General features: G+C 40.8%; 12 protein-coding genes. 1 reads left to right on the forward strand and 11 read right to left on the reverse strand.

Annotated features, from left to right (window positions below):
* Positions 1-43 precede the first annotated feature (43 nt).
* Complete coding sequence (locus tag ACZ5XR_RS25450; RefSeq protein ID WP_464499224.1) at positions 44-553, forward strand: DoxX family protein; 510 nt, start codon at positions 44-46, stop codon at positions 551-553.
* A 317-nt stretch (positions 554-870) separates the two neighbouring features.
* Here the strand turns inward: ACZ5XR_RS25450 and ACZ5XR_RS25455 are convergent, their stop codons facing one another.
* The 11 genes from ACZ5XR_RS25455 to ACZ5XR_RS25505 all read right to left on the reverse strand — a co-directional run bounded on the left by ACZ5XR_RS25455 (position 871) and on the right by ACZ5XR_RS25505 (position 15,627).
* Positions 871-2,343 (reverse strand): sodium:solute symporter family protein, encoded by a 1,473-nt coding sequence (locus tag ACZ5XR_RS25455; RefSeq protein WP_464499225.1) that lies wholly within the window; start codon positions 2,341-2,343, stop codon positions 871-873.
* Complete coding sequence (locus ACZ5XR_RS25460) at positions 2,343-2,540, reverse strand: DUF3311 domain-containing protein (protein WP_464499226.1); 198 nt, start codon at positions 2,538-2,540, stop codon at positions 2,343-2,345. Before ACZ5XR_RS25460 ends, ACZ5XR_RS25455 begins: the two co-directional genes overlap by 1 nt.
* Before the next feature lie 28 nt (positions 2,541-2,568).
* Entirely contained in the window at positions 2,569-3,753 is a 1,185-nt protein-coding gene (locus tag ACZ5XR_RS25465) for a M20 family metallopeptidase (RefSeq protein WP_464499227.1), read from the reverse strand.
* 13 nt (positions 3,754-3,766) lie between these two features.
* A complete protein-coding gene (locus ACZ5XR_RS25470; protein ID WP_464499228.1) occupies positions 3,767-5,023 on the reverse strand; it encodes a M20 family metallo-hydrolase in 1,257 nt (418 codons plus the stop codon).
* 15 nt (positions 5,024-5,038) lie between these two features.
* Positions 5,039-6,667, reverse strand: a complete 1,629-nt coding sequence (locus tag ACZ5XR_RS25475) for an amidohydrolase (protein ID WP_464499229.1) — start codon at positions 6,665-6,667, stop codon at positions 5,039-5,041.
* 222 nt (positions 6,668-6,889) lie between these two features.
* A complete protein-coding gene (locus ACZ5XR_RS25480; RefSeq protein ID WP_464499230.1) occupies positions 6,890-8,515 on the reverse strand; it encodes a PucR family transcriptional regulator in 1,626 nt (541 codons plus the stop codon).
* Between the two features lie 525 nt (positions 8,516-9,040).
* Positions 9,041-9,694 (reverse strand): FusB/FusC family EF-G-binding protein, encoded by a 654-nt coding sequence (locus ACZ5XR_RS25485; RefSeq protein WP_464499231.1) that lies wholly within the window; start codon positions 9,692-9,694, stop codon positions 9,041-9,043.
* A gap of 129 nt (positions 9,695-9,823) precedes the next feature.
* Positions 9,824-10,093 carry a CD3324 family protein gene (locus ACZ5XR_RS25490; RefSeq protein ID WP_464499232.1) on the reverse strand — a complete coding sequence of 90 codons (270 nt, stop codon included), beginning with the start codon at positions 10,091-10,093 and terminating at the stop codon, positions 9,824-9,826.
* Between the two features lie 450 nt (positions 10,094-10,543).
* Positions 10,544-11,944, reverse strand: a complete 1,401-nt coding sequence (locus ACZ5XR_RS25495; protein ID WP_464499233.1) for an amino acid permease — start codon at positions 11,942-11,944, stop codon at positions 10,544-10,546.
* 417 nt (positions 11,945-12,361) lie between these two features.
* On the reverse strand, positions 12,362-14,107 hold the full coding sequence (locus ACZ5XR_RS25500) for a CocE/NonD family hydrolase (protein WP_464499234.1): 1,746 nt from the start codon (positions 14,105-14,107) through the stop codon (positions 12,362-12,364).
* Positions 14,108-14,223: 116 nt separating this feature from the next.
* On the reverse strand, positions 14,224-15,627 hold the full coding sequence (locus tag ACZ5XR_RS25505) for a purine-cytosine permease family protein (RefSeq protein WP_464499235.1): 1,404 nt from the start codon (positions 15,625-15,627) through the stop codon (positions 14,224-14,226).
* Position 15,628 lies beyond the last annotated feature (1 nt).

Consider the following 15,628-nt stretch of genomic DNA (forward strand, 5'->3'; position numbering starts at 1 on the left):
ATCAAGTTATTGATCATATTTTACTAATAAAGGAGTCTTTTATATGTTTAACAAATTTTTAAGAGAGAACAAAATTGCGGCAGCTCTTCTCACAGTCATCCGGTTATATCTAGGATACGAATTCTTAATGGCTGGTTATCACAAACTGGCTGCCGGCGGCTTTGACACTACCGGATTTCTAAAAGGCGCCATCGCAAATCCTGTAAAAGGTCCGGATGGCAGTGTCGTTTATTCTACTTATGTAGGCTTCTTGCAACACTTTGCATTACCAAACGCCCACCTATTCAACACCATTGTTCCATTGGGTGAATTCTTGGTTGGCCTAGGCTTAATTCTTGGCTGCTTAACGACAGCTGCAACGTTCTTCGCTCTTGTCATGAATTTCTCTTATGTCATGGCAGGCACTGTTTCTACGAACCCATTATGTATTTTACTAGGAGCTTTCATTATTGCCGCTGGCTATAACGCAGGCCGCATTGGCTTGGACCGCTGGGTAATTCCGTTTATCCTTAAAACAACTGCCAAAGAAAAAGCGGTCAAACTGAATGCATAACGCAAAATCCCCTCACTTCTAATTGGAAGTGGGGGGATTTTTTTATCTTTCCGAGGAGTTGAGCTGTTGTCCATCTAATGGAGGTCATATGTTAATGTGATTCGCTGATAAAGCTCAAAAATTCGCTGATAAGTCGTTTGCCGACCTTCATTTTCTCCCCACGATTCCTACTTATTTGCGAATCAACCGATTTTATTTGCGAATTTTACCCTTTTATTTGCGAATCTAATTATCACGACCTGGTCCCGCAGCCCACAATGGGGTCAGACCCCCGGCATATTAAAGCGTTAAAGCGCCGGGGGTCTGACCCCACTCAATTAAGAAGCTTTCTGTTTTACCAGATGAAGGCTAGATTTTTTTGTGACAACGCTGACAATTACCATGGCAACGATGTTTAACACCATCGCGATAATCCCTACATTGAGGTCTTTAATCAACTGTGGCAGTGACGGGAATAGTGTCCCAACCGTAGCACTTGTGATGGTGACATATAGGACGGTCACTTCTCCGACAATAATTCCAGCAATGGCCCCCTGCTTGGTTACAAAATTCTTCTTCAATAAACTACAAACCATTGATGGGAATAATTGAGTAACAAAGCTATATCCCATTAATAACAACAATACAATCGTATTTCCGCCGTTTAAGGTGAAATAGACAGAGATCAAAGCAATAACAGGAACCAAAATTTTTGCCAACATGATGATTTTTTTGTCAGTCGCATTTTTGGCAAAAGGTTTGTACACGTTATTGGCTAACGAAGTGGAAGCCGCCATTAACAGCATCGATCCCGGAACAAGTGCTGTTAATAAACCTGCAGCCCCAATCAGGCCAACAATAAATGGATTAAAGGACTTGATCGAAAGCTTTAATAAAGAAAGGTCCTGATCTGATCCCTGCAAGCCAGGAACTTGCTGAATGGCAGTAAAGCCGACGAAAAAGACAAACAGTACTAGCAGAGCATAGAGCGGACTAATCATGGCGTTTTTACGGAATACCTTTGCACTTTTTGCCGAGAAGGAAGAGGCAAAATATTGCGGCCACATATAAAAGCCAAGGGACGTCAATATTACGGTGGAAATATACCACGACATACTATTTCCTTGAGCTGGAATCGTTGCAAAATTCGGGTGTGCCTTATCAACGGCCTCAAACATTGGCTGGATTCCGCCATAATAATGGATAGGCAAATAGATTCCTATAATAGCTACAATCACTAGAATCATAGTATCTTTTAATACAGCCGTCCAAGCGGAACCGTGAATCCCCGATACCATGACATAGAAGGTGACCGCGATGGCCCCAATCCAGATGGCCGCCGTATTGGAAATAGTACCGTAGGAAGCCAGTGATACGATGATCCCCAGTCCCTTCAATTGAAGGATAATATAAGGAACCATGGCCAGAACACCCACAAGGGCTACTACAATACCCAAGGTTGGGCTGTTATATTTGCTGGCAAAGAAGTCAGGCTGCGATAAAAGCTTCTTTTCTTTTCCATACTTCCAAATAGCCGGTAATAGGTAGTAAGAAATAACATAAGCAAGCGTCATATAAGCTAAAATATAAAGAGCGGGTCCGCCCTTGCCATAGGCCCATGAACTGCCTCCAAGGAACGTAAACGTGGTATAGATTTCTCCGGCCATTAACAGGAACACAAACAAGGCGCCGAAGCCGCGACCTCCAACCGACCATTGCTCCAGGTTCATGTCCTGGCCTTTTTTTGCCCTCACACCTAGAAAAACCGCAAGCAACAGAAAGACAAAAATGACGATGAGTGAAATATTCATTAGGCTTCACTCTCCTTATTGACAGGATCAATTCGATAAACAATCCACAAAATAATCGCTGTAAGCAATACCCATATGACTACCCAGAAGAAGACAAATGGCAGGCCGAATACATATGGCTTTACTGTATTGACAAATGGCATCAGGACAAGAATACCTATAAAGGGCAATAGACTAAGCAAATGCTGGAGTTTCATTGTTTTACCTCCTAAAATAGTATATTTCTTACAAATTAAACTTAAATACAGCCTCAACAAACATCTTCAAAGCAATTTCAAAAGAATCCTCATCCACAGTAAATTTAGGATGATGATGTGGATAAGTAATGCCCTTGGCAGCATTCCCTGCACCAACATAGAAAAAGGTACCTGGAGCTTTTTGCTGGTAAGCGGAGAAATCCTCTCCACCCATTGTCGGTCTAAATGAAACGACATTTGCATCTCCCACCACTTTACGGGCAAGCTCTTCCACAACACTTGTCACGGTCTGGTCATTCACAACCGGACGATAGCCAAAATCATATTTAAAGGTATAGGTCGCTTGATGCGCCTTTGTAATCCCTTCAATGATTTCTTCCATTCGTTTAGGAAGACCTTCGCGTACTTCTGGATTGAGCGTGCGGGTTGTCCCGACAATTTCAACAGTGTCCGGAATGACATTGTGAGTGGTTCCGCCGATAAATTTGGTTACAGAAAGAACAACCGGGTCAATCGGGTCAATATTTCTGGCAACAATTTGCTGCAAATTATTGACTACCTGTGTTCCAATCGTGATACTGTCGATCGTTTGATGCGGCATCGCGGCATGTCCGCCTTTTCCCTGGATGGTAATGTAGAAGGTATCCATGGATGCCATAACAGGCCCATAACCAATGCCGATCTTGCCCAATTCGATAGGGGACCATAGATGCTCTCCGATGACTAAATCAACCCCGTCCATGACACCAGCCTCAACCATTGCTTCAGCCCCGCCAGGCAGCGTTTCTTCGGCATGCTGGAACAGAAAACGCACTTCCCCTTTGATCTGTGCTTTTAACGAAGAAAGAATCTTTGCTGTTCCGAGCAGGATGGCGGTATGTCCATCATGGCCGCATGCATGCATGGCACCGGGATTCTTGGAGACAAATTCAAAGGTGTTCTCCTCTTGGATTGGCAAAGCGTCCATATCGGCACGAATCGCCAAAACTTTCCCAGGCTGTTCGCCAATTAAGCGTGCCATGACACTTGTTTTGGTTGGCCGGGAAACTTCCAGATTTCCAAAAGAAATAAGAGTTTCATAGACAAAATTAGACGTGTTTTCTTCCTGAAAGGATATCTCAGGATTTTCGTGTAAATAGCGGCGCCACTTTACAACCTCAGCCTTTACCTCATTCACTAAACTCTCGACACTATGAACTAATTCAGTGGTCATTGAAAACCCCTCCTTATATTTCTTGAACGACATGCTTTTTAACGGCTAAAGACGCGACAGCCTTTAGCATTAACTGACATCCTGCCTCAATATCTTCCACCTTGGTAAATTCATCTGGACAATGACTCTTTCCCTTCACGCTCGGGATAAAAATCATTCCAACGTCGGTCACGTCTGTCATGAGGGCAGCATCATGGACGGCACCGCTATTCATTTTCTTATAGCTGAAACCACCAGCAATTGCTTCCTGCTCAATCACATTCATGACACGAGGGGACAGTTGTTTAATTTCAGATTGACCAACCAGTTCAATATCGCTTGTGAGTGAGTGTTCTTTTGCCACTTCACTTACTCTTTCGGCAAGATACTCCGTTACAAAATCGATTCCCTTCATCTCAACATCTCTGACATCGACAAAGAACTCGACCTTCTGCGGAATGACATTCGGCAAATTGGGCTCACAGGAAATTTTCCCAACCGTTGCCACCGTCGTTGGCAAGGCACCGTTCTTAACAGTACTTTGAAGATGGGCGATGATGCTGGCAGCTCCAACCATTGGGTCTGACCTTAAATGCATAGGGGTTGTCCCCGCATGATTCGAATCCCCTTCAAGCGTCACTTTATAGGTTTTCATCCCGGCAATCGCCTGGACAATCCCAATCGTTTTATTTTCGGTTTCCAAAACGGCTCCTTGTTCAATATGGAGTTCAATCATCGCGTCCATTTCGTCTTTTCCAACCGTTTCATTTTCGATATTGTCAAGCTCCAACCCAAAATTTTTGACAAGATCGTAACAGGATTTCCCCTCACTGTTTTTAATAGACTTTAAATCAGCTAACGAATATTTACCTGTCATCACTTTACTTCCCATCATGGTTACACCAAAATTGGAACCCTCTTCTTCGGAAAAAATAATCAATTCAACGGGACGGATAAGCTCGGCATTCTCTTCCTTCAAAACTCTAATAGTCTCTAAAGCTGCCAAAACGCCAAGTAAACCATCATACTTTCCCCCGTTTGCAACCGTGTCAATATGGGAGCCGATTAAGATTGGCTTCTGATCTATGTTTTTACCATAAGTCGCTCGAATATTGCCAAATCCATCCACCTTAATAGAAAGATCCAACTCTTTCATCAGCGTGAACAAATACTCCCTTGCTTGCCCATCTTCACAGCTAAAAGAAAAACGGGTACAGCCTTTTCCTGGGGTCTTCGTGAATGAAACAATCCTGTCCAAATCCTTGAATACTCTTTCAATATTAATCTTCATCTCTATCACCTCCCTCTAATGAGTTAACACCCGATTTTCCAGCTGTTCTGCGTAGACGATTTCACCGTCAATCATGGTACAAACCACTTGAATGGATGGGATTTCATCTGTTTTTGCGTGAAGGATGGAACGATCCAGGATAATGATATCCGCCAGTTTCCCTGGTTCAATCGAGCCTGTTTCATTTTCACTGAAGGATGCGTATGCCCCATTCCAAGTAATCATCCGGATGGCTTCCAAAAGCCCGATTCGTTCCTTTCCACCGAGAACACTTCCGGATGGAGAGATTCTTGTGATGGCACTATGAATCCCCCTTAGCGGATTGAAATCTGTCACCGGACAGTCAGACGCGATGGCGGCGGGTACCCCAGCCTCAATATAGCTTTGTAACGGATACATTTGCCTGGACCGTTCCCCGTAGTTTTTAATATAAATATCACCATACTCAAAGAAGAAGGCCGGATTTGGAGTTGGAATGACGCCTTGCTTTTTCATCCTTTCAATGAGGTCTGGCTGAGCAATTCCCGCATGCTCAATTCGATGGCGCGTATCTTCTCTTGGATATAGGCTGTTGGCCTTTTCAATGCATGTTAACAGCATGTCAATAGCCGCATCCCCCTGGGCGTGAGAAGTAATTTGCCACCCTTTTTGATGAGCCGGAATAAAAATGTCCTCGATTTCGTCCTGCTGATAATAATGGATGCCATAATTGTTCGGGTCACTGTCATAGGGCTCTCTCGTCCAAATGGTTGGACCGCTGCTGCTTCCATCCAGGAATAATTTCACTGGACCATATTTAAAGCGGTCATTTCCATCCTTCGTTTTAAGATCCGTTGCAAGAAAATGCTTAATCACCTTTTCAGGCTCGTTCAGCGCGCCGACCATGGCGTAAACTCTTTGTTTTATGATACCGCTTTCAGAATCCTGTTTAAGAGCTTCAATATTTGACACTCCGTACCCTGTTGCATCATGGATAGAGGTAATTCCCTTTTTAGCAAAATCCCCGGATGCAATCAAATGGGCTTTTTGCAGCTCGTCGCGGGTAAACCCGGCTATTTGGAACACTTGCATATGGGCATTTTCAAGCAGCAATCCGTTAGGCTCTCCATCAGCCCCCCGCACAATCTTCCCGCCTTCAGGATCTGGTGTATTTTTATCAATGGATGCGATATGTAAGGCATGGCTATTGACCGTTGAGATATGGTTACATGCCCGTACGACGATAATGGGGTGTTCGGTTGAAACGGAGTTCAATTCCTCTTTTGTTGGAAAACGGCCGTCTGCGATGGTTTGGTCATTATACCCCCAGGCACGAATCCATTCACCCTTTGGCGTTTCTTTGGCCTTTTCCTTCAGTTTCTCCAGTAAATCAGCGATGGTTTGTACAGATCCATCCTTGCATGAAACAGATAATTGATTCGTCCCATACAGGCTGATATGAAGATGGGATTCAATAAAACCTGGAAGAAGGGTTCTTCCGTTCAGATCAATCACCTTGCTCTTTTCGTCTTTCAATCTCAAAATCTCTTCTGTACTGCCAACGGCAATAATTTCCTTCCCCTGAACTGCAACTGCACGATGAATCTCATCCTTTGGATTGACCGTTATAACCTCTCCGTTAATGAATAGGTAGTTGCTGATCAACTGCCTCTCCTCCTTCCAATATGGAAAATATTTTTGCAGTATATGTATACCTTATTTGGAAACTAATTTGTCACACATTTCTGAAATATCTTAATTTATATAATACGACAATAATCTTCACTTTCTTTTGTAAGTTTTTTAGAAATTTTCAGTAATTTTTGTAGAATTGTGCATTGTTGCAATAAAAATATGTTTTACAAAACAATAAAAAAAAGCACTTAATTAAAAATTTAAGTGCTTTTCAAACATTAAAACGATTTCCAATTTTAATCTTTCGGTTGGATCCTCTAAATCCATTTTAGTAAGCTGCTGAATCTTTGCGATTCGATATCTTACCGTATTATTATGTATAAATAATTTTTTCGCTGCTAAATTAAAATTACATTTACTTTCAAGAAATGCCTTTAATGTACAAATCAATTCTTCCCCGTCATCCTGTTGTAAAACAGGTAAAATATTCTCGATCATGTGACTGAAGTCTTCTTTAAAAGAACGAAGATGAATAAATCCAAAAGGCCCTAAGTCTTTATAAGACAGCATCTTTTTATCCGGATAAATATACTGGCCTATTTCAACGGTTTTCACGCTTTCCATATAACTCTTTTTTAAATGATAAAAAGTATCGGTTGTATAGCCAATTCCGCCTTTTATTTTTGCTTTTGGAATTTCCATTTCAAGCGCAGCAATCAATTTTGTGCATTTCTTTTTTAACTCTTCCGTATTGCCTTGGCCAAGTTCTTCGTCAACTGGGTGGAAAATAATCACTTTCCCCTCGTGCAAACCTAGCGGTGACTCCCTTTTTGGAAAAAACCTTCTTATGGAAGAATTGATCACTCCACGATAATCGTCAAAGCTAATTCCGTCATTTAATTGCTTAAAACTGATACACACATATTTCTTACGAACATCCCAACCCAAATGTTTTGCTTTTTTTAATAGCTTTTCCTGATCACTTTCTTCCAGCAATATTTCTTGAATAAAATCATCTTGGAAATTTGCTTCCTTTGAGTTCATAAAAAACATTTGCGCAAAGATATACAAAAGGAGTTCAAAGGTTAACCTTAAGGCTGAAAAATCAAAGTAGCCCAATTCTTTGCCCATTTCCCACACGACCAAATTTCCCACTAAAATATCATTCACTTGGATCGGGATGATAATCCAGCTTTTATTCCGGCCATCTTCTAAATCTTTCATTCTATAAATATTGATTTTGTCATAAACTTTTTCTCTTTGATAGTTAAAGTTGGGTTCTACGAGACCTCTTAGTATTTTTTCAAGCTCGTTTGTTTTTTCCTCACTCGGATAATGAAAATTCCTATCTTCCAAATAATCTACAATCGAAACGGGCAAACCAATTTCCTTTGAGAGATTCTCCATGCACTCATTTATCTTTACTTCAGGATAAAGACTTTCTAAGGTAGAGCCTAGCTGCCTCTTCCCATTATTCATTCTGATCATAAAACCATGCATGGCAATGGCATTTGCAGCATCGATGATTTCTGCCCAAGCAGGTTCAACAGGAATGTCAATGAGAGGGAAATTCAAGTTATTGCACAATGTCAGGATTTCTTCAGGAATTTGCTTTAGAAAACGGTTTACTTTTATGCCTAACGCAGCGGAATGATGTTCGACCAAATGATCGATTACATTTTTAAAAAGTTCAATATCCTCTATGAATAAATACCCGGTGGATAACACAAACTCCTTGCCACTGTACCACATATACCCGTCTGGGGAGTCAAACACGGAAACAGACTGAATCTCCCTGTCAAGGCCGCCAGCCCCGGCTAAAATCTTATATCCAACAAAAAACTTATCATCCAGCAAATCTCTAACTTTTACACTCACCAGGAATCCCCTTCCTATGATTGGGGTCTGACCCCCGGCATATTAAAGCGTTAAAGCGCTGGGGGTCAGGCCCCCGATATATTATGCCACGATATTTTTTCTATTTAGTTTATTTTATCATATAGTGATATTTATTTAATATTGACTTTTAAAATAATACTGAAGATTTAAAAGAGCAGAAATTAATAAACTTTTCTTATTTTTCGACCATAAACTCCATCATTCCCTTTTAATCAAACGATTGATTAAAAACAATTCGGGCCCTTGGGAAAAACGAACTTTTTCTTATTTCCGAGAAAATTTTTTGTCGAATCCAAAGTCTTTGTTTTCTATTAATCTCTAAAAACAACAAAAGCTCCTTATCAAATAGGATTTTACGAGTGCTTATTTAATGAATCATTACAGTACTATAAACAGTAACTTGCATTTGTTAGCATTTTAACATCAAGATGTGGAGAAAGAAAAAAGCACACGTTGCAACATCGCACCGAATGCTTCGAATCATTTACTTCATTTCTATAGTTTTCATAATCCCAATGAGTCTTTAAAAAAAGCTGTTAAATATTCGACATTGGTTATTTTTTTATTACATTCGCTGCCGTCAGCGCAAATGAGATTGCCGATGGCTTTGTAATAATCCGGGTTTTTTGATTTTTTTGCTTTTGTTATGGTAGAGAAAAAGGCAACCTCACCAAAACAATTACAGAAAGAACAAAGATTTTTCTTACTAGTTGGTGTAAATTCACATTCAATGCCGACCATTTTTCCTTCAAGCTCATAAACGATAAATTTTTTATTCGATCTTAGGTCGTTCCAGCTCAAATAGGTTAGCTGGCTGCAATCTATATTTGCTAAATCAGGCAGCTTTAATTTTTTTTGTTTCGGAAACATTTTTTTGAGTTGCTGCTCGGTGATTATTGGAAAAGGCAGCAAAAAGGCAGAAAGACGCCGAATATATTGCTCATATTCGTTATCTGTTTTAAGTCTGGAAAGATCCAGCATTTCTTGTTGTTCCAATGTTGCGTTTGGAAAGAGGCCCAAGATTTTGGCATAGGCTAAGTCAATCACCGCTGCCAAAACGTTTGGGGGTACATTCTTTCTTACACTGTCCTTAATTAAAGCAATTTGTTTTTTTATAAAATTTAACTGTTCATTTTTAATGAATTTTTCGGTCATCATGTAGATCTCCAATCGTTTTGCTACCCTTAGTTTAATAAATACAGCAAACGAATAAAATGGATAAAATAACTTAGAAACGTTTTTTACACAAAAAAGCACTGATGATAGATTTTCACCAGTGCCGTTCACCTACTTTTTATGTGAATAAATAATTTTCTTAATCGTTTCAGTTGACAGGTAATACTCATCAGCCAGCTGCTGGATACTGCTGCCACTAATAAAGGAATTTCTAATGGCGGCATTACGTCGGTCAAGCAGCCGCCTTCCTCCGCTTGAAGTTCCCCATTTCCGGTACTCCGTTTCCTGCTTAGGAATATAAAGAGTTTCCCCCTGTACATACTTTTGGATTTCCATGATTAAATTCTCAGGTAAAACGTTGTTTGCATTCAAATATTTCATTTTTGCCCGCCCCTTATTTTGATTTTGAAAAAATAAGGTGCAAAGCCCAATATTAGAAAAGCCTTGTCAGCGATAAATTAATTGTTTCGCCCCATGCAAAGTATCGCCTTTCCAATAATAGGCTTTGCATGAGTGGAAGAAGTACCAGACAATCGTATGTGATTCTCCATCTGTAAGCACCCCCTTTAAATTTATATTATATCGTAAATGACTGTTCAATTGAATTGCTTTAGACTTGTCTTTTTCAAATAAAAATAATGACATATTTACAATTTAATCAATAAAACTGCCTCTATTTATGATACGGTTCAACGTTATGCATCTAAATGAGGTTTACTCATTGTTGTAAAAAGATTTCTTCACAAGAGAAAAAAGCAATTTTTATCCTTTTAGAGATAAAAAATTGCTTTTTCAACAAATTCTTTATAAATAAAGAAATAGGACAACACGTTACTTGATAACCTGTTTGGATAGAAGACTATGTTTATACCCGTAACTCGTATATAGTACGAGACCGATGACAAACCATATAGCAAAGCCTATCCATGTGAAGGATGAAAGGTTAACCATTAAGTAGCCGCAGGATAAAACCGATAAAAGTGGCAATACAGGTGTGAACGGTACTTTAAACGAGCGCTTTAAGTCCGGGTGTGTTTTACGCAGCACGATGACACCAATTGATACGACGATGAAAGCGAACAGAGTCCCGATATTCGTTAAATCTGCTAATTGATTAATAGGAACAAGGCCTGAAAAGATTGAACCCATTAATGCCGTTAACCAGATGCTTTTCGTCGGCGTCTTTGTTTTGGAATTTACCTTAGACAACCCCTTAGGAAGCAAACCGTCGCGGCTAATTGCAAAGAAAAGTCTAGTTTGTCCATACATCATAACAAATAATACCGTTGTAATCCCGATAATGGCGCCGAGAGAAATAAAACCGGCAATCCAATCCTGGTGAACATATTGAAGGGCAAACGCAACAGGATTTTTCACATTTAATTTTGTATAAGGCACCATACCTGTGAGAATAGCCGATACACTCACGTACAAGGCTATACAAATGAGTAAAGACGAGATAATTCCAATAGGCATATTGCGTTGCGGATTTCTTACCTCTTCTGCAGCTGATGAAACAGCGTCAAATCCGATATAAGCTAGAAATGCGGTAGCCGCCCCATTCACAACTCCTGAAAAACCAAATGGCATAAACGGTGTCCAGTTTGCCGGCTTCACATACTTTACACCTACTATGATAAATAAAAGGACAACAGCGATCTTCAGGATCACCATTAAATTGTTTATACGTGTCGATTCCTTTACTCCTCGGTTTAAGATGAAGGCAAGAATCAAGACAATCACGATAGCCATAACATCGACATATGTACCCTGAGCGGGATTATAAGCGCTGCTGATAGCAGTCGGTAGATGAATACCAAACCCTGAAAGCAGCCCTTGGAAATACCCGGACCATCCGCTGGCAACCACGGAACAGGCTAGTCCATATTCAAGGATTAGGTCCCATCCAAGAATCCAGGCGATTATTTCTCCAAATACCGCATAACTGTAAGTGTAGGCACTTCCTGACACAGGCACAGCAGAGGCGAATTCAGCATAGCAAAGGGCAGCAAATACACAAGCTAAACCTGACAAGATAAAGGATAGAATAATCGCTGGACCTGAATGCTGTGCTGCTACGACACCAGTTAGGACAAATATCCCGGTCCCAATAACAGCACCGACCCCCAACATCGTTAAGTCAAAGGCGCCAAGGGCTTTTTTTAAAGTTGTTTCTTTTTGTTCTGATTGAGCAAGTAAACTGCCAATCGTTTTTTTACGAAAAAGTTTCATTCATGCATCTCTCCTGGGTGAAATTCAATTCTATTTAAATATTCAGAAAACAGTATCCCTAAAGACTCACATCATTTATTTGATACATTCATGAGTATAGAATATTGAAAATATTTTTTCGTTGTTAGAAAAACAGAAAAAAACAGTGTCCTTTTGTAATATTCCACAAAAGGATGGCGATATTTTTCTCAAATGGCATAAGTGAGGAGGTTACTAGTTTAAACAAAAAAAGCGACTAATATAAATTGAACGGCTTCCCTCACTTTATATTAGTCGTTTTAATATTTCAATATCTAGCGTTAAGATTCCAAGCTTTGCTTTATCACTACTTATGGTACGGTTCGCCTTAATGTATCTAAATGAGGTTTTTTACTCTTAATTGAAATGATTCTGTTGCATCAACCCTCTTTATTTCTGTTAAGATTCCTTCAATGGAACAATTGGTAAAATTAGATGTGAGGGATATTGTTTACTATGATAAATGGTTTGTTTCGCCTTTATTGTCTTATTACTCTCAATTAAGGATTCCCCCGTATTTGGATTCGGTAAATATTGAGGAAAACTGCTTGAAGATATTTCAAGTGTGATCTGATGCCCAGGAAGAAAGACATTGCTAATTGCCCAAAGGTCGATAACAAACTCAACGACTTCACCCTTCAATTCTTTTTCAGGATAGAAACCATTCCGATATTTGGCATTCACTATTCCTTCAGCTAAAATCACAGCATTCCCACTTGGCGCCTTATCGACGAGCTTGGCTGTAAAATCTGTATCCTTTGCATCGGAAGAAGCCCACAGTTTCATTATCACAGGACCAGTCACTTCCACTGCATCGGATAATGGTTCGGTCGAATAGACGAGCACATCCAGACGTTCCTCAATCTCAAGTTGATCAAATGGCCCCATTGTCAGCGGGCCGGCAAACAAGGTACGTCCTCCTTTTGTTGAAACAGGATTTTTAGGGTCATATATAAAGGAATCCCGATCCTCATCCATAGGAGGAATCATCGAAAGGGAGCCATCGCCATTTTTTGAATTGGCATTTCCATTGCTATGCAAATACAAATTAGTATAACGGATTCGTTTTAGCGGCCATTCCATTTCATCCCGCCATTTATTGATGCCCATGACAAATATTTTCACCGGCGGCTCCGTATCCAAGCCGGTATCTATTCCTTTAAGCCAATGATTAAACCAGCGTATATGGAGATCTGTAATGTCTTGTTCAAGATCAATCCAATCACCTGATGCCTGTACACCAAAGGAGGATTCGCCTTGAATGGAGGCAAATAATCCATGTCCCCATGGACCAACAATCAGTTTTTGAAGTTGTCCCGTTTTTGTCATTTCCACATAGTTCATTAAGGTCGGACCGATAAAGCAATCATACCAGCCTCCTAAATGAAAGGCCGGAATTTGCAAAGCTTCATATTTATCCATAATGCTTGATTGCATCCAGTAATCTCCATCTTCAAGAGGATGGGACAATTCCTCAAAAAAATAGCCGGCAACCTCTAGTTCCTTTAACGGAGGCCATTGATTAATCGGGGCAAACTGATATAAATCCTCCATTCTATTAAGATAATCGGCAAGCTTTCGCATGGCCCCCTTTCTTTCTGATGAGTTATCGAATTTTCGCCTTAATAAATCGGGTACAATCGATTCGAGTGCCCAGGTTTCCGTAAACCCCGGCTGATAAACGCCATTTCGATAGGAAACACCGGTTCTTTGATCATTTAACGTCATCGAAGGGAAAATGGCAGCCAAATGTGGTGGCTTTTTCGTCGCAGCCAAGAGCTGGGTATATCCATAATACGACAAACCGAACATGCCTACCTTTCCTGTTGAAAAGGGGAGCGTAGCTGCCCATTCTACCGTATCATAACCATCATCGGCTTCGTGTCTGAAGGGTTGAAATTCACCATCTGACTGAAACCGCCCTCTCACATCTTGAATAATCACGACAAATTCATTTTCAACAAGACGGTTCGTATCTAAATAGCGATGAGAATAATACGGTAAGTCTTTACTGTAAGGAAGCCTTGTTAACAAAACTGGAAATCTACCATTTCTATTCGGCCGGTAAATATCCGCATAAAGAATAACTCCATCCCGCATCTCACAAGGGACGTTTTTTTCAACTATAATTTGAAACGACTTCATTCGATCCCCCACACTTTCTTACAGTTTTTTTTAAAACCTTTTCTAACTAAAAAAATACTATCCCACGAGTTCGTAAGCCTCATGGGATAGCAGTATTTTTAGATTAGGCACTCAAGTTATTGATTGACTACTTTTGAAGCTTGCTTGTGCTCGATTTCTTGAAGTTCACCTGTCGCAGTTAATTTGGCCTTCATCGCGTAGTAGTAGATGATGGCTGGTAAAGTTAAAGCAACCACCCATGAAATGTCTGCGTTACCGACAGCTTTCGAAACGGGTCCTTGAAAAATACCTTCTACATTCATGAAAGGAATTTGTGCGACGACGCTGATTAGGTACGCCCCGATACAAGTCCAGTTGAATTTTCCGTATTTGCCGTTTACATCAAATATATCTTTGATACTATAATTCCCACGACGAAGCAGGTAGTAATCGACTAAGTTGATAGCGCTCCACGGAACCATGATGTACTGAAGCAATAGCATGAAATCGTTCATGATGGTCACAAGGTTGCCTTGACCAACGATGCCGAGCCATGTCGCAATAATCGTACAGATGGCCAGGATGCTAAAGCGTTTGGTTGGGGTCACTTTCATTTTCGTGAACGGCTCAATGGACGTAACAGTTGCCATGAAAGCACAGTAGAGATTCAGCACGTTAACACCAAGGATTCCTAGCACAATGACGATATAGATGACCGGTGCCAAAGTGTGGCCGACCATGTTGGCAAGAAATCCAGTCGGATCCGTCCCGAATTTTGGAGATGCAGCGATAAGGATGACGCCAAGGGCCATCGTCCAGCCTGTCCCGAGAACCCCACCAGCATATGTCCAGCCAAACGTTGCCCGTGTCGATGTGTTTCGTGGTAAATACCTGGAGTAATCAGCGACATATGGTGCATATGTCAAAAGCCAAGTGGTGCAAACACTTAATGCCATCAAAAATGGCCCAACTTTAAAACCGGAAGCTGACCAGCTATGTGCAGGTAATGGAAGGCGAACAGCTTCCACAGTAATTAGGATGAAAACGATTGCAAAGATAACAGCAAAATATTTCTCAATTTTATGGATGAGGTCATACCCATAGGTGGTGACCACCAAAGTGATACCGTTTAGGACAATCATGGAAAGCCATATAGGAATGGATGGGATGGCGCTATGAATCGCTTCAGCACCGAGCAAACCACTGTAGTATACAGATCCGATGTACATGACCATAACAAGAATCAATGGTAAGATAGCGCCGATGACACCAAATTGTGCCCGGCTTTGGATCATTTGCGGTATGCCAAGCTTCGGGCCTTGGGCAGAGTGAGTCGCCATAAACAATCCGCCGATCAAATTGCCGAGAACCACCGCAATTAACGCCCAGAATACGTTCAGACCAAGGGATATGGCAACAGCACCGGTAATAACCGGTGTAAGCTGCATGTTTCCACTAAACCAGATATTAAATAGATCCCTCGCTTTGCCATGTCGCTCCGAATCTGGAATATAATCAATACTACGTTGTTCTACTTTCATT

The organism is Neobacillus sp. Fa239 (assembly GCF_055395235.1).

What these genes read in the sequence shown, in the direction of transcription:
- ACZ5XR_RS25455 (WP_464499225.1), bottom strand. Translation starts at nt 2,343, where the DNA reads ATGAATATTTCACTCATCGTCATTTTTGTCTTTCTGTTGCTTGCGGTT.
- ACZ5XR_RS25485 (WP_464499231.1), bottom strand. Translation starts at nt 9,694, where the DNA reads ATGATGACCGAAAAATTCATTAAAAATGAACAGTTAAATTTTATAAAA.
- ACZ5XR_RS25460 (WP_464499226.1), bottom strand. Translation starts at nt 2,540, where the DNA reads ATGAAACTCCAGCATTTGCTTAGTCTATTGCCCTTTATAGGTATTCTT.
- ACZ5XR_RS25470 (WP_464499228.1), bottom strand. Translation starts at nt 5,023, where the DNA reads ATGAAGATTAATATTGAAAGAGTATTCAAGGATTTGGACAGGATTGTT.
- ACZ5XR_RS25465 (WP_464499227.1), bottom strand. Translation starts at nt 3,753, where the DNA reads ATGACCACTGAATTAGTTCATAGTGTCGAGAGTTTAGTGAATGAGGTA.
- ACZ5XR_RS25495 (WP_464499233.1), bottom strand. Translation starts at nt 11,944, where the DNA reads ATGAAACTTTTTCGTAAAAAAACGATTGGCAGTTTACTTGCTCAATCA.
- ACZ5XR_RS25505 (WP_464499235.1), bottom strand. Translation starts at nt 15,627, where the DNA reads ATGAAAGTAGAACAACGTAGTATTGATTATATTCCAGATTCGGAGCGA.
- ACZ5XR_RS25490 (WP_464499232.1), bottom strand. Translation starts at nt 10,093, where the DNA reads ATGAAATATTTGAATGCAAACAACGTTTTACCTGAGAATTTAATCATG.
- ACZ5XR_RS25500 (WP_464499234.1), bottom strand. Translation starts at nt 14,107, where the DNA reads ATGAAGTCGTTTCAAATTATAGTTGAAAAAAACGTCCCTTGTGAGATG.
- ACZ5XR_RS25450 (WP_464499224.1), top strand. Translation starts at nt 44, where the DNA reads ATGTTTAACAAATTTTTAAGAGAGAACAAAATTGCGGCAGCTCTTCTC.